The 18,883-nt window shown below is 63.6% G+C and carries 17 protein-coding genes; 12 read left to right on the top strand and 5 right to left on the bottom strand.

The genetic code is table 11. From position 1 onward, the window contains the following. Nucleotides 1–144: 144 nt before the first annotated feature. A complete protein-coding gene (locus ABIA96_RS08125; RefSeq protein WP_354136525.1) occupies nt 145–1,098 on the bottom strand; it encodes a LytTR family DNA-binding domain-containing protein in 954 nt (317 codons plus the stop codon). Between the two features lie 44 nt (nt 1,099–1,142). On the opposite strand from ABIA96_RS08125, the gene ABIA96_RS08120 reads away from it, so the two are divergent. From ABIA96_RS08120 to ABIA96_RS08080, 9 genes are all read left to right on the top strand, one after another. Continuing rightward, nucleotides 1,143–2,336: an acyltransferase family protein gene (locus tag ABIA96_RS08120; RefSeq protein WP_354136524.1), complete on the top strand. Its 1,194-nt coding sequence runs from the start codon at nt 1,143–1,145 to the stop codon at nt 2,334–2,336. Nucleotides 2,337–2,387: 51 nt separating this feature from the next. Next, nucleotides 2,388–3,527, top strand: coding sequence for a cysteine desulfurase family protein (locus ABIA96_RS08115; RefSeq protein ID WP_354136523.1), 1,140 nt, complete (start codon nt 2,388–2,390; stop codon nt 3,525–3,527). Nucleotides 3,528–3,640: 113 nt separating this feature from the next. After that, nucleotides 3,641–5,137: a Fe-S cluster assembly protein SufB gene (gene sufB / locus ABIA96_RS08110; protein WP_354136522.1), complete on the top strand. Its 1,497-nt coding sequence runs from the start codon at nt 3,641–3,643 to the stop codon at nt 5,135–5,137. Nucleotides 5,138–5,198: 61 nt separating this feature from the next. Beyond that, entirely contained in the window at nt 5,199–5,951 is a 753-nt protein-coding gene (sufC, locus tag ABIA96_RS08105; RefSeq protein ID WP_354136521.1) for a Fe-S cluster assembly ATPase SufC, read from the top strand. An 11-nt stretch (nt 5,952–5,962) separates the two neighbouring features. Continuing rightward, nucleotides 5,963–7,267, top strand: coding sequence for a Fe-S cluster assembly protein SufD (gene sufD, locus ABIA96_RS08100; RefSeq protein ID WP_354136520.1), 1,305 nt, complete (start codon nt 5,963–5,965; stop codon nt 7,265–7,267). Beyond that, a complete protein-coding gene (locus ABIA96_RS08095; RefSeq protein ID WP_354136519.1) occupies nt 7,264–8,511 on the top strand; it encodes a cysteine desulfurase in 1,248 nt (415 codons plus the stop codon). The genes sufD and ABIA96_RS08095 overlap by 4 nt, the downstream gene beginning before the upstream one ends. Then, complete coding sequence (locus ABIA96_RS08090; RefSeq protein ID WP_354136518.1) at nt 8,508–8,879, top strand: SUF system Fe-S cluster assembly protein; 372 nt, start codon at nt 8,508–8,510, stop codon at nt 8,877–8,879. The genes ABIA96_RS08095 and ABIA96_RS08090 overlap by 4 nt, the downstream gene beginning before the upstream one ends. 49 nt (nt 8,880–8,928) lie before the next feature. Continuing rightward, a complete protein-coding gene (locus ABIA96_RS08085) occupies nt 8,929–9,339 on the top strand; it encodes a HesB/IscA family protein (protein WP_094974332.1) in 411 nt (136 codons plus the stop codon). A 136-nt stretch (nt 9,340–9,475) separates the two neighbouring features. Continuing rightward, nucleotides 9,476–9,907, top strand: a complete 432-nt coding sequence (locus ABIA96_RS08080; RefSeq protein ID WP_354136517.1) for a TfoX/Sxy family protein — start codon at nt 9,476–9,478, stop codon at nt 9,905–9,907. Nucleotides 9,908–9,977: 70 nt separating this feature from the next. On the opposite strand, the gene fabA is transcribed toward ABIA96_RS08080, so the two are convergent. From fabA to ABIA96_RS08060, 4 genes are all read right to left on the bottom strand, one after another. Continuing rightward, the gene (fabA, locus tag ABIA96_RS08075) at nt 9,978–10,508 is read right to left on the bottom strand and encodes a bifunctional 3-hydroxydecanoyl-ACP dehydratase/trans-2-decenoyl-ACP isomerase (protein WP_354136516.1); all 531 of its coding nucleotides are present in this window, start codon (nt 10,506–10,508) and stop codon (nt 9,978–9,980) included. Between the two features lie 111 nt (nt 10,509–10,619). Then, nucleotides 10,620–11,687: a GGDEF domain-containing protein gene (locus tag ABIA96_RS08070; protein WP_354136515.1), complete on the bottom strand. Its 1,068-nt coding sequence runs from the start codon at nt 11,685–11,687 to the stop codon at nt 10,620–10,622. 128 nt (nt 11,688–11,815) lie between these two features. Continuing rightward, a complete protein-coding gene (locus ABIA96_RS08065; protein WP_354136514.1) occupies nt 11,816–13,360 on the bottom strand; it encodes a DEAD/DEAH box helicase in 1,545 nt (514 codons plus the stop codon). A 279-nt stretch (nt 13,361–13,639) separates the two neighbouring features. Beyond that, nucleotides 13,640–14,602 (bottom strand): helix-turn-helix transcriptional regulator, encoded by a 963-nt coding sequence (locus tag ABIA96_RS08060; protein ID WP_354136513.1) that lies wholly within the window; start codon nt 14,600–14,602, stop codon nt 13,640–13,642. Nucleotides 14,603–14,793: 191 nt separating this feature from the next. Between ABIA96_RS08060 and ABIA96_RS08055 the strand changes: the two genes are divergently transcribed. The 3 genes from ABIA96_RS08055 to ABIA96_RS08045 all read left to right on the top strand — a co-directional run bounded on the left by ABIA96_RS08055 (nt 14,794) and on the right by ABIA96_RS08045 (nt 18,625). Further along, entirely contained in the window at nt 14,794–16,320 is a 1,527-nt protein-coding gene (locus ABIA96_RS08055) for a caspase family protein (RefSeq protein WP_354136512.1), read from the top strand. 98 nt (nt 16,321–16,418) lie between these two features. Continuing rightward, nucleotides 16,419–17,675, top strand: a complete 1,257-nt coding sequence (locus ABIA96_RS08050) for an FAD-dependent oxidoreductase (protein WP_354136511.1) — start codon at nt 16,419–16,421, stop codon at nt 17,673–17,675. A gap of 179 nt (nt 17,676–17,854) precedes the next feature. Further along, entirely contained in the window at nt 17,855–18,625 is a 771-nt protein-coding gene (locus ABIA96_RS08045; RefSeq protein WP_354136510.1) for an outer membrane protein, read from the top strand. The last annotated feature ends 258 nt before the right edge of the window (nt 18,626–18,883 follow it).

The following is an 18,883-nucleotide window of genomic DNA, read 5'->3' as shown; positions in this document are numbered from 1 at the left end:
TGTGCTCAAGACCTTAGCCGCTCGTCCCCATGTCACGCACCAGCTGCGGCGATCGAGCCGGGGCGGCGGCCAAGGTGGACGTTGTGGCGACAACCGATTGAAATCCCAATTGTTTATCGATCGTCGGGCGCTCGCGGCGACGATTTACACAGGTGCGGTGCGGTCTCCGAGCGAGGCGACCGCGGGCCGGAAGCGGCGGCTGCCCCCAAGCGTCTTGCCGTTGTCGAAGGTGAGTTCGAAATCCCCCGACGGCTTGAAGTCCACGCCGCTCACCCGGTCGAGATTGGCAAGCCTGGTCCGGTGAACGCGCACGATGGCGAAGCGGGCGAGCTCGCTTTCGGTCGCGGCCAGCGTGCCGCGGATCAGGTGCTGGGTGCCGTTGGCAAGGCAATATTCGATGTAGTTGCCGGCGGAGGCGACCCACAGGATGTCGCGCGGTGCGACGCGAATGCGGCTGGCGCCGTCCCGGAGCCAGATCGAATCGGGGGACGGTTGCTCCTGCGCGACGATCGGCAGTGACGAGGCCGCGCGCGCAGCCTTCCGCAGCTCGCGTCGGCTTTCGATCAGCCAGAGCGTTGCTCCGAGCAGCAAAGCGGTTACGGCATCCTTGCGGAACTCGTACAGGACCGCGGCCGGCGAGAAATGGAAATCGTAGGTACCTCCCGCGAGCCAGAGCAGGACTTTCCGGAGCCCCACCATGCCGGTGATGTGGAGGGTCGAGAAGCCGAGCAGGGCAACCGCAGCGATTCCAATCCGCCTCGCCAGGCCCAAGGTTTGGCGCATGCGCCGCACGGCCAGCACCAGGATCGGCATCAGCAGCAGGATGACGATGATGCTCGACAGCTCCCAGAACAGCCGCCGACCAATGTCATAGCTGTCGCCGCGCCAGGCGGCGTCCTGCGCGCCCGAGAACGCATTGACGATACCGATGGCGAGCGCCACGGCAGCGATCGCGCCGAATATCGTCCAGTCGCCGCCACTGATCCTGCCGCGCCAACCGCTTATCCCGGCTGACGACGCTTCGTCCCCCTGCGCCCGGCCCTGATCCCAAACCGTCTCGACGCGCTCCGTTTCGGGGGCATTTTGCGTGTCAGCCATGGCTCGCAAACCGTGTTTGTCGTCCCATCAAGGAGCAGAAAACCATGTCAACACCGCAGCAATTTTCGACTTCGGAACGACGTATCGATCTGGATTGGGTGCGAATTTCAGCCTTCGGGCTCTTGATCCTCTACCATGTCGGCATGCTCTACGTGTCCTGGGGCTTTCATATCAAGAGCGAGCATCGGCTGACCTGGCTGGAGCCGGTGATGCTGGTGCTCAATCCCTGGCGGCTGTCGCTGCTGTTCCTGGTCTCCGGGGTCGCCAGCCGGTTCATGCTGGGAAAGTACCGCCTCGCCGCCTTCGCCCGCGCCCGCTCGGTGCGGCTGCTGATCCCGCTGATCTTCGGCATGTTCGTGATCGTGCCGCCGCAGTCTTATCTCCAGATCGTCGAGAGCCTCGGTTATCCCGCAGGATTCGCCGATTATTACCTCCAACACTATCTGGCGTTCAGCGCGCAATTCTGTCCAACCCCCTGCATCGCGCAGCCGACATGGAACCACCTCTGGTTCGTGCTCTACCTCTGGGTCTACACGATGGCTCTGGTCGGCGTGCTGTCCTTGTGGCCGGCGGCCGCGGATTGGATCGGCGAGAGGTTGGCTCCCGCTCTCGCCGGACCATGGCTGCTGGTGCTGCCGTGCGTGCTGTTTGCGGCCTGGCGGTTGTTTCTCTCGCCGATCTTCCCGTCGACGCATGCGCTGTTCGGCGACTGGTACAACCACGCGGACTACGCGTCCGCATTCCTGCTCGGCTTTTTGCTCGCACGCGAGGGCGGCATCTGGCGCGACATCGAGCGACAACGGTGGGTGGCGCTGACGGGTGCGGCGGGTTGCTTCACCATCTTCGTGCTCGTCTATATCGGCTTGGTCTCGCCATCGTCGGTGCCGAAATGGTTCGCGAGCTCGGCCTATGGCTGTTACCAATGGCTGGCGATGGCCGCAGTGCTCGGCTTTGCGCGACGTCATTTGACGGCCGATGGGCCCGTGCGGCGTTACCTGACCGATGCCATCTTTCCCTATTACATCGTGCATCAAACCGCCATCATCGTGATCGCGCACGCGCTGCACGGCAGCGGGATGTCTGCCGGAGGCGAGGCCGCCATCGTGATTGCCGGCACTGCGCTCACCTGTCTCGTCACCTACGAGATTGCCCGCCGGATCGCCTGGCTGCGGCCGCTGTTCGGACTGCGGATGGAGCGCGGTTCCGTCAGTGGAATTGCGCAGCAACAGCCGGTCTGATGTGCGGCGGCTGCCGATTGGCGTGAGGGCAAAAGATGCTAAGAGGGCGCCATGCCGAACCGCGTCTATCTCGACTGGAATGCGACCACGCCGCTGCGCGCCGAGGCGCGCGCAGCGATGCTGGCCGCGTACGAACTGATCGGCAATCCCTCCTCGGTCCATGCCGAGGGACGGGAGGCGCGGCGGCTGGTCGAGGACGCCCGTGCCGCCCTTGCAGCGGCGGTGGGCGCACTGCCGCGAAACGTCGTCTTCACCTCCGCCGGAACTGAGGCCAACGCGCTGGCGCTCTCGCCCGGCCTGCGCGGCCCATCGGGGGATCCGGTACGACGACTCCTGGTTTCCGCGGTCGAGCATGCCTCGGTGCTCGCGGGCGGCCGATTCCCGGTCAACGGAATCAGCCAGATCCAGGTCACGCGGGCGGGGATCGTCGATCTTGATCACCTCCGCGCGCTGCTCGCTGATGGCCCGCCGGCGCTGGTTTCGATCATGGCGGCCAACAACGAGACCGGCGCGCTCCAGCCGGTTGCGGAGGCGGCGCGGATCGTTCACGCGGCCGGCGGCCTCCTGCACGTCGACGCGATCCAGGCGCTGGGCAAAATTACGTTCAATATTAACGCGGTAGGCGCGGACCTTGCGAGCATTTCTGGGCACAAGATCGGCGGCCCCAAAGGCGTCGCCGCGCTGGTTGTGGCGGACGGGCTGGCCGGACTGGAACCAGTGCTGAGGGGCGGCGGGCAGGAACTCGGCCGGCGCGCGGGAACCGAGAATGTCGTGGGGATCGCCGGCTTCGGTGCGGCGGTGACGGCCGCCCTTCAGGCTCTGCCGGAAGATGCGAAGCGGATGGCAAGCCTCAGGGATTGCTTGGGAAATGGTATTCGCGGGACTTCCGGGGCAACCGTCTTCTCGGACGACGTCGATCGGTTGCCAAATACCGTTCTGTTCACCGCGCCTGGGCTCAAGGCCGAGACCGCCGTGATCGGATTCGACCTCGAAGGCATCGCCGTATCATCAGGCTCGGCCTGTTCCTCGGGCAAGGTCCAGCCGTCCCACGTGCTCGCCGCAATGGGGTTCGACCCCGCCGTCGCCCAAGGAGCAGTGCGCCTCAGTCTGGGCTGGTCCACGGGACCGGATGACATCAACAGGGCGTTAGAGGCTTGGCGAAAGCTCGGTAATACCCTACTTAGAGCCTAAGCGACGAAACACGGCTTGAATGGTTCTAAGCCCGTGCTTTCGGCCATAAAACATCGTAATACTCGTCCGAGTTTGATCCACCGTGGTCCTTGAAACCACGAGCGGAGGATAGAATGCCAGCCGTCCAGGAGACGGTCGAGCGCGTCAAGCGCATCGACGTCGATCAATATCGTTATGGGTTTGAGACCCAGATCGAGTCCGACAAGGCCCCCAAGGGGCTGTCCGAAGACACCGTCAGGTTCATCTCCGAGAAGAAGAACGAGCCCGCCTGGATGCTGCAGTGGCGGCTTGAAGCCTATCGGCGCTGGCTGACAATGACCGAGCCGACCTGGGCCCGCGTCGACTATCCCAAGATCGACTTCCAGGACCTCTATTACTACGCGGCGCCGAAGCCCAAGAAGACGGTCACCTCGCTCGACGAGATCGATCCGGAAATCCTGAAGACCTACGAGAAGCTCGGCATCCCCTTGCGGGAAGTCGCGATGCTCGAGGGCGTCGAGCCCAAGCCCGGCGAGCAAGATCCCGCGCGGCGCAAGATCGCCGTCGACGCCGTCTTCGACTCAGTCTCGGTCGCGACCACTTTCAAGGCGGAGCTGAAGAAGGCCGGCGTAATTTTCATGCCGATCTCGGAAGCCATCCGCGAGCATCCCGAGTTGGTGCAGAAGTATCTCGGCTCGGTTGTTCCGACCTCGGACAATTTCTACGCGACGCTGAATTCGGCGGTGTTCTCCGACGGCTCGTTCGTCTACGTGCCGCCGGGCGTGCGCTGCCCGATGGAGCTGTCGACCTATTTCCGCATCAACGAGCGCAACACCGGCCAGTTCGAGCGTACGCTGATCATCGCCGACAAGGGCGCCTACGTCTCCTATCTCGAAGGCTGCACCGCGCCGCAGCGCGACGAGAACCAGCTGCATGCCGCCGTGGTCGAGCTCGTCGCGCACGACGACGCCGAGATCAAATATTCGACGGTGCAGAACTGGTACCCGGGCAATTCGGAAGGCAAGGGCGGCATCTACAATTTCGTCACCAAGCGTGGTGACTGCCGCGGCAACAATTCCAAGATCTCCTGGACCCAGGTCGAGACCGGCTCGGCGATCACCTGGAAGTATCCGAGCTGCATTCTCCGCGGCGATAATTCGCGCGGTGAATTCTACTCGATCGCGATCTCGAACGGCTATCAGCAGGTCGACTCGGGCACCAAGATGATCCACCTCGGCAAGAACACGTCGAGCCGCATCATCTCGAAGGGCATCGCCGCCGGCAAGTCGCAGAACACCTATCGCGGTCTGGTGACGGCGCACCGTAAAGCGACCGGCGCGCGTAACTTCACCGCCTGCGATTCCCTGTTGATTGGCGACAAATGCGGCGCGCACACCGTGCCGTACATCGAAGCCAAGAACTCCTCGGCGACGTTCGAGCACGAGGCGACGACGTCGAAGATCTCCGAGGACGTGCTGTTCTACTGCATCCAGCGCGGCCTTTCGCAAGAAGAAGCCGTCGGCCTCGTCGTCAACGGCTTCGTGAAAGACGTGCTGCAGCAACTGCCGATGGAATTCGCGGTGGAAGCGCAGAAGCTGATCTCGATTTCGCTTGAAGGGTCGGTCGGCTAATCGCCGACCCTCGCGGTGCGCTGTGGCGCTCCAACATCAATTGAATAAACTGGACACCAAGATGGCTTTGCTTGAAGTGAAAGACCTCAAGGTTCGTGTCGAGGAGCGTGAGATCCTCCACGGGCTGACGCTGACCGTGAACGAGGGCGAGATCCACGCGATCATGGGGCCGAACGGCTCCGGCAAGTCGACGCTCTCGCACGTTATCGCCGGCAAGCCCGGCTACGAAGTCACCGACGGCCAGATCCTGTTCAAGGGCGAGGATCTGCTCGAGATGAAGCCTGAAGAGCGCGCCGCCAAGGGCGTGTTCCTGGCGTTCCAGTATCCGGTCGAAATTCCCGGCGTGGCCACGATGACGTTCCTGCGCACCGCGCTGAACGCGCAGCGCAAGGCGCGCGGCGAGAGCGAATATTCGACGCCGGACTTTCTGAAGAAAGTCCGCGAAGTCTCGAAGTCGCTGAATATCCCGCAGGACATGCTCAAGCGTGGCGTCAATGTCGGCTTCTCCGGCGGCGAGAAGAAGCGCAACGAGGTGCTGCAGATGGCGCTGTTCGAGCCGAGCCTGTGCATCCTCGACGAGATGGATTCCGGCCTCGATATCGACGCGCTGCGCATTGCGGCCGACGGCGTCAATGCGCTGCATTCGCCCAAGCGCGCCATGGTCGTCATCACCCATTATCAGCGGCTGCTGAACTACATCGTGCCCGACATCGTGCACGTGATGTCGAAGGGCCGTGTCGTGAAGAGCGGCGGCAAGGAACTGGCGCTGGAGCTGGAGGCGTCCGGCTACGCCCAGTTCGAGGACGCGGCGTAAGGAATTTTGCGATGAACGTTGCTGTGGCAAAGACCGGAAACGGCCGTGCGGTGAGCGATCTCTTCGCCAGCGCCGAAGGCCGGCTGCCGGGTTCGCCTTCCGTGACCGCCGCGCGCCGCGAGGCATTCGAGACCTATGAGCGTCTCGGCCTGCCGCACCGCCGGATCGAGGAATGGAAATATACTGATCTTCGCGCGCTGGTTGGTGAAGTGCTGCCGTTGGCAGCCGCGCCGGATTCGGCCGCTCTGAAGCGCGCTGCCGACGCCGTGAAGGCGCATGCGATCGCCGGCGCCCGCAAGCTGGTGCTGGTTGACGGCGTGTTCGCGGCCGATTTGTCAGACGTCAAGGCACTCACCGCTGAGGCGAGCTTCAAGACGTTGCGGGAGACGCTGGGGAAGGACGCTGGTCTCTTGAAGACCGCTTCCGTCGATGCTGTGATCGCGCTCAATGCAGCCATGGCGACCGATGGCGTGGTGCTGTCGATTGCCGACGGTACGCAGCTGTCCGCACCGATCCAGATCCTCCACATCGCGACCGCAGCTTCGGCGTCGGCCTTCACCCGTTCGCAGGTCGCGATCGGGAAGGGCGCTCACGCTACGATCGTTGAGAGCTTCGTCGCAGCCGGCGCCAAGGCCTACCAGGTCAACGACGCCGTGCTCGTCACGGTCGGCGACGATGCCGATGTCGCGCATATCCGCCTGATGGACGATGCGCCTGACGCGCTGAATGTGACCTCGCATTTCGTGACGGTCGGCGCCAACGTCAAACTCAATTTCTTCAACATGACCACCGGTGCTGCCATCAGTCGCCTGCAAGGCTTCATCACGTTGGCGGGCGAGGGCAGTGAGCTCTCGGCCAACGGCGTGAATCTCCTGCAGAAGACCGAGCATGGCGATACCACGCTGGTGGTCGACCACGCTGTCCCGAACTGCGTCAGCCGCGAGGTTTTTCGCGCAGTGATCGACGATCGTGCGCACTCGGTGTTCCAGGGCCGCATCATCGTTCGCCCCGATGCGCAGAAGACCGACGGCAAGATGATGATCCGGGCGCTGCTGCTTTCGGACGAGGCCGAGGCCGACAACAAGCCCGAGCTCGAGATCTTTGCTGACGACGTCTCCTGCGGCCACGGTGCCACTGCCGGAGCGCTCGACGACAGTCTGCTGTTCTATCTGAAGGCCCGCGGCCTACCGGAGAAGCAGGCCCAGGCATTGCTGATCCAGGCCTTCGTCGGCGAAGCGATTGAGCAGATCGCCGATGATGGTTTGCGCGAGCACGTGATCGGCATTGCCGAGCGCTGGCTGGAGTGCCGCCAATGAGCGATCATCCCGCAGTCAAGAACGGTGGCTACGACGTGGCGCGCGTGCGCCAGGACTTTCCGGCGCTCGCCATGGAGGTCTACGGCAAGCCGCTGGTCTATCTCGACAACGCGGCCTCGGCGCAGAAGCCGAGCGCGGTGCTGGAGCGCATGACGCAGGCTTATCAGTCCGAATACGCCAACGTGCATCGCGGCCTGCATTACCTCGCCAACGCCGCGACTGAAGCCTATGAGGGCGGCCGCACCAAGGTCGCGCAGTTCATCAACGCTGCGCGTACCGAGGAAGTGATCTTCACGCGCAACGCGACGGAAGCGATCAATCTGGTCGCGTCGTCCTGGGGACAGCCGAATATCAAGGACGGCGACGAGATCGTCATCTCGATCATGGAGCACCACTCCAACATCGTGCCCTGGCATTTCCTCAGGGAGCGCCAGGGTGCGGTGATCAAGTGGGCGCCAGTCGACGATGAGGGCAATTTCCTGATCGGCGAGTTCGAGAAGCTGTTGACGTCGAAGACCAAGCTGGTCGCGATCACGCAGATGTCGAACGCGCTCGGCACCATCGTGCCGGTCAAGGACGTCGTGAAGATCGCGCATGCGCGCGGCATTCCCGTGCTGGTCGACGGCAGCCAGGGCGCGGTGCATATGCCCGTCGACGTCCAGGACATCGGCTGCGACTTCTATGTCTTCACCGGTCACAAGGTGTACGGGCCGACCGGCATCGGCGTGCTCTGGGCCAAGTACGACCACCTCGTCGCGATGCGTCCCTATAACGGCGGCGGCGAGATGATCCGCGAGGTCTCCCGCGATGTCGTGACCTATGGCGATCCCCCGCACAAGTTCGAGGCAGGTACACCCGCGATCGTCGAGGCCGTGGGTCTTGGCGCCGCCATCGATTACGTCAATTCGATCGGCAAGGAGCGCATCGCCGCGCACGAACACGATCTCGTCACCTATGCCCAGGATCGCTTACGCGAGATCAACTCGCTGCGGCTGATCGGTACCGCGCGGGGCAAGGGCCCGGTGATCTCCTTCGAACTCAAGGGCGCGCACGCCCATGACGTCGCCACCGTGATCGATCGCCAGGGCATCGCGGTGCGCGCCGGGACCCATTGCGTAATGCCGCTTTTAGAGCGGTTCAACGTGACTGCCACCTGCCGCGCCTCGTTCGGCATGTATAATACGCGGGAAGAAGTCGATCATCTGGCACAGGCGCTGTTGAAGGCGCGGGATTTGTTCGCATGAGTGACACGGCCGAAATCAAAGCCAATCCGATGGAGACTCATTCGGCGCTGCCGCCGGAGGAGACCGAACGCCTGACCACCGAGATCATCGCGGGGCTCAAGACCGTGTTCGATCCGGAGATCCCGGCCGACATCTACGAGCTTGGCCTGATCTACAAGGTCGAGATCAAGGACGATCGCTCCGTTGACGTGCAGATGACGCTGACGACACCGAACTGTCCGGCCGCTGGCGAGCTGCCGACCATGGTCGAAAACGCGGTCGCCAGCGTTCCCGGCATCGGCGTGGTCGACGTCAAGGTGATCTGGGAGCCGGCCTGGACACCGGAGCGCATGAGCGACGAGGCCCGCCTCGTCCTCAATATGTGGTGACGCGTAACTCCGGCATTGAATTCGCTCAGCAACGGACCACATCACTGACATGACACAGATTTCGTCCGGCTCAACACCAGCATCCACTCCGAAGCCGCGGCGGCCCCGCCCGCAGGTGATGCGGCTGACGGATGCCGCTGCACAGCGCATCAGCGAACTGACGAATCGCGCGGACTCCGAGATCGTCGGCCTGCGCGTCGGCGTCAAGAACGGCGGCTGCGCCGGCCAGTCCTACACGGTCGAATACGCCCACGATGTCCGTCCGACCGACGAGGTCGTCGAGGACAAGGGCGTCAAGATCCTGGTCGACCCCAAGGCCGTGCTGTTCCTGCTCGGCACCGAGATGGATTACAAGGCCGACAAGATGCAGGCCCAGTTCGTCTTCAACAACCCCAACCAGATCTCCGCCTGCGGTTGCGGCGAGTCCGTCGAGCTGCGCCCGGCGAAGATCGACGGGTAAGCCCGGACGCCATTGCGAGGAGCGAAGCGACGAAGCAATCCAGGCTGCCTCCACGGAAACAGTCTGGATTGCTTCGCTTCGCTCGCAATGACGGGGATGCTATGAAGGCTCACTTGCTTGCGCAGGGAAGCCCTCGATGGACCGCGAATTCCTGATCGACCTGTTCGCCGATTTCGGCCCCGTCGCCATCCGAAAGATGTTCTCCGGTTACGGTATCTCCGCCGACGGCATCAATTTCGCGCTCGCCTTGCGCGCCGGCCTGTTCTTCCGGGCCGATGAGGTGACCATTCCGGACTTCGAAGCTGAAGGCTCCAAACCTTTCCAGTACTCGACCCGTGCCAAGACCGTACTGGTGAACTCCTATTGGGAGTTGCCGGCGCGCCTGTTCGACGATTCCGAGGAGCTGGCGCAATGGGCGAGGGCGGCGCTTGCGGCTGCCCAGCGCGCCAGGGTGAAGAAGCAGCCGAAGAAGAAAGCGGCGGCGAAGAAGACCAAGAAGCGGCCGGTCAAGAAAGCAGCCAAGACAACGGTGCGTAGGGTGGGCAAAGCGAAGCGTGCCCACGGTTAAGGTAGTCGTGTGGAGAGATGGTGGGCACGGCGCTTACGCGCGCCTTTGCCCACCCTACAAGAGCGGAGGCTTAGTCAACGGCCTTCGTCAAACCCACCCGCATGTCCTTCGCCACAAGAACGCAGGTGCCGTCGGCGAGCACGCGACCGTCGGCAATTCCGAGCACCAGCTTGCCGCGCCGGACCATGCGCATGGCGACCTCGTAGCGCACGGATCGCGTCTCCGGCGTGGCGGCTCCTGTCACCTCGACCTCGCCGACGCCAATGGCGCGGCCCTTGCCCGGTGAGCCTGACCAACCGAGCCAATAACCGATCATCTGCCACATCGCGTCCAGGCCCAGACTTCCCGGCATCATTGTGTCACCGTGATAGTGACAATCGAAAAACCAGTGGTCCGGCACAATGTCGAGCTCGCCGACGATATGGCCCTTGCCGAACGCGCCGCCGTTCAGGCTGATCTCGGTGATGCGGTCCATCATCAGCATCGGCGGCGCCGGCAACTGCGCGTTGCCCGGGCCGAAATAGCCGCCTTCGCTCGATCTCAGCAGCTCGTCCCTGGTGTAGGACGGCTGCGGCGTGTGAAAATCATGAGGATTGGGCACGACGACAAGTCCTCGATACGCGCGATCAGGCGCCGCAAGTGGCGAGCAAGATGTCGTTCGTCAGGTTGGAATGTCAAGCGCGGCCGGCTCACTCTGCCCGCGGCTTTTGGATCACGCCACCCGGTTGTGCGTCTCGACCGCGTATTCGGGGTCGACTTCGCAGATCACGCGGTTGCGACCATTGCGCTTGGCCGCGTAGAGGCAGGCGTCCGCACGATCGATCAGCGTGTCGGTGTCGTCACCCTGCTTCAGCATGGAGACGCCGACGGAGATAGTGACGCGACCGAGGATCTCGCCGGTCGATTTCTTCTTCAATTCCTTCGCCATCACGGCGCGGCGGATATGGTCGGCGACGGTGAGGGCCTGGCGCAGCGCGGTGTTGGGCAGCAGGACGGCAAACTCCTCGCCGCCATAGCGCGCAGTAATGTCCTGGCCCTTGATCGTCTGTTTCATCGACAGGCCGACCAGCCGCAGCACCTGGTCGCCGGTGAGGTGGCCGTAGGAGTCGTTGAACGACTTGAAATGGTCGATGTCGAACAGCAGAAGCGACAGCGGTTCGCCGCTTGCAAGCGCACTCTGCACGGCCATGCCGATCATACGGTCGAAATATTTGCGGTTGCCGAGGCCGGTCAGCGGATCGGTGAGACTCTCGGCGCGGATCGCCTCCAGACTCTGCTGGAGATTGCTGATCTCGTTCTTGGACAGCGTCAGCCGGTCTTCCAACGCCTTGTTGGTCTCGCGCATCTCGCCGGTCGAACGCAGCAACGTTTCGACGATCGTCTTGATCTGCTCAGCGCTCTTGGCCGAGGACAGCAGTTCGGTCGCGCCCGACAGGCTGGTGTCGTAGGCGCCGGTCATGCCGAGCGCTTCGCTCAAGACCGTCATCACGTCGTCGATCTCGCCGATGACGCGTGCACCGACCTTGTCGATACGTTCGGTCGTTTTGATGTGGGAGAGATAGGTGTCGTAGATCTGCTCGAGATCGGCTTCGGTCAGCTTGCCGTTGCGTGCCAGCGTCTCGTTGATGATCTTGTTGAGCGGGGCATTATAGCCGGTCGCGTAGACGTACCAGATCTCGTAATTGCGGGGAATTGCGGTTTGCTTCAGCGATCGGATCTGACCGAGTGCCACTTCGGCGAATGCCATCGTGCGTTCATGTTCATCGAGAACCTTGACCACAGAACATACCTCACGGCGGTCGGGGCGCAGCCGACCGTAGCAATGCTTAAACTATGTTCGTAGGCTAACGGACGATCGTGAACGGTCGGTAAACGATCGACCGTTCAACTCAGGCGTGTACCGCGGTGTCAGGCCCCGGCGGGGGAGCGGACCGGTCGCAGCAGAAAAGCCGGGAGATGCGAGTGATCGCCGGGCTCGCTGTCGGCCTCGCGCTGGCGGCGCGGCTCGGGACGGCCGATCGACGGCACATGCGACGGATTGGCCGGCTGGCGCGATCCTCCGCGTGGCTCGGACGGCTGCCTTGTCTCGCGAGGAGGTCTTGCCTCGCGAGCCGGCCTTGCCTCGCGAGCAGGCCGTGCTTCGGCAGCAGGCCCTGCAGCCGACGACGGCGCTGCCTCGGAAGAGTGTCGCGCTTCGCGCGGTTCGTGGCTGCGCTCACGGTCGCGACCGCGCTGCGGCTTGCCGCGTCCGCCGCGGGAACGTTCACGATCGCGGCCGCGCGATTCGCGCGGACGGTCGCTCTGCTCGCCCGAACCCGCATGCACCTCGTAATCGCCTTCAGCGCGCGGAATGCTCTGGCCGATCAGCTTCTCGATCGCGACCATTGACTTCTGGTCGAGCGGCGTGACGAGCGAGATTGCCATGCCGGACCGGCCTGCGCGGCCGGTGCGGCCGACGCGATGGACGTAATCGTCGGGATGGTGGGGGACATCGAAATTGAAGACGTGGCTGACCTCGGGAATGTCGAGGCCTCGGGCGGCAACGTCGGAGGCGACCAGCAGCGGGAGCTCGCCCTTGCGGAATTGTTCGAGCGCCGCCGTGCGGGCCGACTGGTCCATATCGCCGTGCAGGGCGCCGACGCTGAAGCCGTGCTTCTGCAGCGATTTGTGAACGACGGCGACCTCGCGCTTGCGATTGCAGAAGATGATCGCGTTTTGGAGATCCTTGGCCTCGCGCAACAGGCGTCGTAGCAATTCGCGTTTTTCATGCGCCTCGCGCCCTGCCGGGACCTGACACTGCGTGACGGTGACGGCGGTGGTCGCGGGCTTGGAGACTTCGACCTTCTGCGGGTTGTGCAGGAAGGTTTCGGTAATGCGCCGGATTTCCGGCGGCATGGTCGCGGTGAAGAACAGGGTCTGCCGCGTGAAGGGAACGAGCTTGCAGACACGTTCGATGTCGGGAATGAAGCCCATATCCAGCATGCGGTCGGCTTCGTCGATGACGAGCAACTCGACGCCGGTCAGCAGCAGACCACCGCGCTCGGTATGGTCGAGCAGCCGGCCTGGCGTCGCGATCAGCACGTCGACGCCGCGCGTCAGCTTGGCATCCTGGTCGCCGAAGGAGACGCCGCCGATCAAAAGGGCGACATTGAGTTTCTGGCCGGCGCCGTAGCGGTCGAAGTTTTCCTTCACCTGCGCTGCGAGTTCGCGGGTCGGCTCCAGGATCAGCGTGCGCGGCATACGTGCGCGGGCGCGACCCTTTTCGAGAATGGTGAGCATCGGCAGCACAAAGGCTGCGGTCTTGCCGGTGCCGGTCTGGGCGATGCCGAGCACGTCCTTGCGCGCGAGGACGTGGGGGATCGCCTGTTCCTGAATGGGGGTGGGGGTGGTGTAACCGGTGGCCGCCACTGCGGCGAGGACTTTTTCGGAAAGTCCGAGATTTGAAAAGGACATTGAGCCTCTGGTCGAAACCGCCGTTCGGAATCGAGGGTAATAAGGCTGTCGCGTTCCACCCCGAAACGGCGCGCTTTCAAAGAAGCTGGGGGTGCTGACTCACGCGAACAAAGCGCCAGGCTCAGGAATCGCTTTTCGATCTGAGCCGCGTCGACCCGGAACATAGGGCGGAATCGGCTAAAGTCAATGGAGCGGGCGCGGGAAGGTCCTAAAAACCCTAGGGTTTTGACCAAATACCGGGTGCGGCTCGGCTTTTCGCCGCGGCCGCCAGCCCGGTGGTTAACCCACCCCTGCGGTCTGGGCCCGAAAATCGCCGGGCGCCATGCCATAGGCGGCGTTGAAGACCCGGTAATAGGTCGCCAGGCTCTCGAAACCGCAGGCGGTGGCGATGTCGGCGATCAGCCGCTCCGGCGCCTCACGCATCAGGCGGCGGCTCTGCTTCAACCGCTCCTCCGTCACGGTCTGCGAGAAGCTGCGGTCGGCGACCTCGAACAGCATGTGCAGATGGCGTACGGAGACGCCGAGCAGGTCGGCCACCCGCGTCGGCGCCAGATCGGGGTCTTGCAGATGGCGCGCGATCAGGCGGCGCGCCAGCGAGAGGCGGGCGGTCCGGAGCGCGGCCTGGCCGCGCCGGCTGCCCGGCCTGACGATGCCGCGCTCGATCAGCGCCAGTTGCCCGAGCGCCTGCGCCAGAGGGACGGAGCCGGGGGAACCATCATTCGCGGCCGCCTCGCCGAGATCGGCAAAGCAGGCATCGAGCAGAGGTGCGAGAGCGGGATCGTTGAAAACCTTGGGCGCAAGCTCGCGCGTGCGCTTGTCCTGTGTCGCAAGGCCGCTGACGGGGATCTTCAGGATCCGCAGGTGGAAACCGGAATCCCCCAGCGGCCTCGTGCGGTAGGGCAGGTCAGTATGGCTGGTGGCAAAGCCGCCATTGGCGATCGCGAAATCGCTGCTGCGCATGCCCCCGAACCAACCGCCGCCGCCGAGCTGCTGGTAGATGCAGATGCTGTCACCCGGCGCGTAGCCGATATCAATCTGGCTGCGCTCGACCGCATAGGACGAGGCCTTCAACTCCACCAGGGCGCCATTGCCGAGCTGGGTCAGCGAGAATTCGCCGTGAAAGTCGCCGCGCCGTTCGCGCTCGAGCTCCGCGGTGACCCCGAACAGTCCCTTGGCGCGCACCTCGCGCCAAAAGTCGAAGCGATCGTGCGGCTCGACCTCGTCGGTGCACCAGCGATACACGGCAGCCCCTCGTCTCGAACGGAATTCCGCCCAAGAAAAAGCAGATTCCGCGGGAGTCTGCCATAGGCCAGATGATGGAACCGCGAGGACCGACCGGTTGAACCGCTGTTACGGCTAGACCGACTATCACATCAACGGCGTAGGGTTCCTCCGGGAGCCCGCGGGGAGCCGTTCGGCAGGGGAATTTTCGCATGACGCGTCGGTTTTTCAGAACTCTGGCAACGCTCGGCCTTGTGGCAAGCCTTGGCGGTTTCGCCGGCGTTGCGCATGCCGAAAAGCGTGTCGCGCTCGTCGTCGGCAACAATGACTACAAGAACGTGCCAAAGCTCCTGAAGGCGGTCAACGACGCCCGGACCATGGGCGATACGCTGAAGCAGCTCGGCTTCACTGTGATGGTCGCTGAAAACCAGAACCGGCAGCAATTCTCCGAGACGCTGCTCGCGTTCGACCGGGCGATCGAGCCCGGCGATACCGCATTCTTCTTCTACGCCGGCCACGGTTTCGAGATCGCGGGCCAGAACTATCTCTTGCCGACCGATGTGCCGGCGGCGACCGAAGGCCAGGAAGAGCTGGTGCGCGACGCTTCCATTCTCGCCGATCGTGTCGTCGAGCGCCTCCAGAACAAGAAGGCGCGCACCTCGATCCTGGTTTTCGACGCCTGCCGCAACAATCCGTTCGAGCGTTCCGGCACGCGTGCGGTCGCCGGCGGTGGCGGGCTTGCGCCGATGACGCAGCTGCCTGAAGGCGTCTTCTCGGTGTTCTCGGCAGGCCCGCGGCAGACCGCGCTCGATCGCCTCTCCAACGATGATGCCAACCCCAATTCGGTGTTCACGCGCACCTTCGCCAAGGAGCTGCTGCAGCCCGGCGAGAACCTCGTGCAGGTCGCACAGCACACGCGCCGCCTCGTCAGCGAGATGGCCGACACCGTCAAGCACAAGCAGGTGCCGGTCTATTTCGATCAGATGGTCGACGATGTCTTCCTCAGCGGTGTCGCGAAGGATGCAGCGGCGGCCGCCGCGGCGCGACCGGCTGATCCGCCGCCGCAGAAGGTTGCGGCACTGCCGCCGGTCTCGGTGCCGCGCGTGCCGAAGCAGGAGACCACCAACGCGCCAATCGCGAGCTTCTCACGCCACAATGGCGGCTGGAGCGTGACGTTCTCCTTTGCCGATCCCACGATCGGGGTGTCCTGGCGTATGGCCGGCAATGGTGACTTCCGCGAGACCGGCTTCATCGACACGCTCGATCCGCGCACGCGCAAGCGGATGCCGAACCCGTCCATCGAGCTGCCTCCGGATGCGCAGGCCGGCACGATCGAGGTCCGTTACGTCGACGCCGCCGGCGATATGCAGGGCCCGTTCCCGATCACGTTCGACCCTGAAGCGGCGCTGGTGCGCGACCAGCGCAAGATCCTCGATATGACCGCCACGAGCTGGCTGTCGTTCCGCGAATTCAACGGGCTGCTGGTTTATTACACGCATCTCGTCTCGTACCGCTGCGCGATCCGCGAGGCGCGTATCGGCATCGACACGGCGGTACCGGACAAGGTGCTGAAGCTGCCGCCGTGCGATCTCCGCGATCCCTCGGCGATCTCGGCCGGCATGCTGCTGTACCAGAAGCTGCCGCCAACAACGCAGTTCATGTCGGTCGAATTGACCTATCGCGATGGCAGCGTGTCGGAGATCAAGAGTTTTCGTACGGCCAACCGCAGCAACAATTGAGCGGTTTCAACCCGTGCCTCGTCAAATTGAGCCTATCCGCGACGCAGGCTGACGCTACAATCCGGATCGCGGATCGAAGCGCCAGCGAAAGTCGGGTCATGGAAACAGTCACCTCGGAACAGCCGGCATCGCGCGTTCGAAAAGTCCGCTGCTGCATCGTCGGCGGCGGACCTGCCGGCATGATGCTCGGCTATCTCCTGGGACGGGCCGGCATCGATGTCGTGGTGCTGGAAAAGCACGCCGATTTCTTTCGGGACTTTCGTGGCGACACCGTGCATCCTTCGACGCTTCAGGTGATGGACGAACTCGGCCTGATCGACGGCTTTCTCAAGCTGCCGCATCAGCGCTTGCAGACGATGGATGGCCTGTTCGGCGGCACCAAGGTGCGGATCGCCGATCTCAGCCGGCTGAATACGAAGTACCCGTTCATCGCCTTCATGCCGCAATGGGATTTTCTCAATTTCCTGCGCGAGGCGGGCCGACGCTTTGCCTCGCTCGAGGTGCTCATGAGCACGGAGGCCGTCGACCTGATCCGCCGCAACGACACCATCGGCGGCGTGCGCGCCAGGACGCCCGACGGCATCGTCGACATCGAGGCGGATCTGACCATCGCCTGCGACGGTCGGCATTCGACGGTGCGTGAGCGCGCAGGGCTTGGTGTCGAGGAGATCGGTGCGCCGATGGACGTGCTCTGGTTCCGCGTTGGCCGCAAGCCGGACGAGACCGAAAACCTCTTTGCGCGGATCGAGCCAGGCAAGATGATGGTCACGTTCGACCGCGGCGATTACTGGCAGTGCGCCTATGTCATCGCCAAAGGGCAATATGATGCGGTGAAGGCGAGGGGATTGCAGGCACTGCTCGATGAGGTCGTGCGCATGGCGCCGGTGCTCAAGCACGGAATTGCTGACGTGAAGAGCTTTGAGGACGTCAAGCTTCTCACAGTCGCGATCAACCGCCTGAGCCGCTGGACACAGCCCGGGCTGCTCTGCATCGGCGACGCCGCGCATGCGATGTCGCCGGTCGGCGGCGTCGGCGTCAATCTGGCCGTGCAGGATGCGGTCGCGACCGCAAACCTGCTCGCGGCCGCGCTGACGCGCGGCTGTCCATCGGAGGATCAGCTCGATGCCGTGCGCCGGCGTCGCGAGTTCCCGGTGAAGATGACGCAGGCGATGCAAGTGATGGTGCAGAACCGCATCATCAGCAGCGCGCTGAAGGGCGGCGATCGGCCGCTCAAGGTGCCGCTGCTCCTGCGTTTGATCTCCGCAGTGCCATGGCTGCAGGGGATTCCGGCGCGCTTCCTTGCGCTCGGTGTGCGGCCCGAGCATGTGCATTCGAAGGCTGCGCTGGCGTCGTAGCGCAGGGATTCAGTAGGGATAACGTCGCGTTAAATCGCGCGCGTTGCGTTGCGTTCGTGCAACAGCGCCTGCGGATTCAAAGACCGCGATGCGCCAATCCGGTGCCTTAACTTTCTTGATTCAAATTTGAGTAAGAACTGCGTGTGAGCGTGCGCCCATCAAAGGACACGGGGTGTACCATGCGTAACAAAATGATTGCTGCCTTCGCCTGCACGACCGCTCTGGTTTCGACCGGCGCCGCTTCCGCCGCCGATCTCGCCGCGCGTCCCTATACGAAGGCGCCTGCCTATATGGAGCCGCTGTTCAACTGGACTGGATTCTATGTCGGTGGCCACATCGGTGGCGCGTGGACCAATGAGCAGTTCATCAACAATGGCGTCGGCGCGCCGTTCGGCGATCTGACGCCGGGTGAAGGTTTCCGTCAGCGCAAGTCGGGCATCATGGGCGGCGCCCAGATCGGCTACAACTGGCAGGCCAACAACTACGTGTTCGGCATGGAAGGCACGATCTCCGGCCTCGACAACAAGGGCACGGTCGTGAACACCGCGTTCGCTCCTGGCGGCAATGTCTTCAACTGGCGCGCGAATGTCCTGGCGACCGTCGTCGGTCGCGCCGGCTTCGCGGTTCAGAACAATTTGTTCTACATCAAGGGCGGCTATGCCGGCGTCAACAACCGCCTGTCGGTGACCGACACGGTCGGCCCGGCGACGGGCAACGGCGGTCAGACCCACTGGGCCAACGGCTGGACCGTGGGCGCCGGCTGGGAATACGGCATCACCCGCAACTGGATCGTCGGCCTCGAGTACAATTACGCGGCCTTCGGCAGCCAGACCTATCAGCTCGGCGGCACCTCGGGGAACTACACCTTCGATGCCAAGCCGCGCGACATTCAGTGGGCCGTCGTCCGAGCCAGCTACAAGTTCGACGCGCCGGTCATCGCCCGCTACTGAGACTTCAACGAAGGCGTCATAAGAAGCGAAGGCCCTGGGGTCACTCCCGGGGCTTTTTGTTGCGCCGAGTCGGGTGTGGCGGACGGACACCGGTGTGGATAGCCAATCTGAAATATAACCATCGGCGTGCATATGAATGCAGCCATCAGATCACAAGCGCACACTTATGTGGCAAGCATGCAACGTTCGGGAAGAAGCGGCAATGGAACCCGGCGTGGTGAGACATTTCCGCTGGGCTAGCCCGAACGGGTCTCCATA

The sequence above is a fragment of the Bradyrhizobium sp. LB11.1 genome, from assembly GCF_040549385.1.
GTDB lineage: Bacteria > Pseudomonadota > Alphaproteobacteria > Rhizobiales > Xanthobacteraceae > Bradyrhizobium.
Note: the sequence above shows the minus strand (reverse complement) of the source record. Positions and strands in the feature narration are given on the sequence as shown.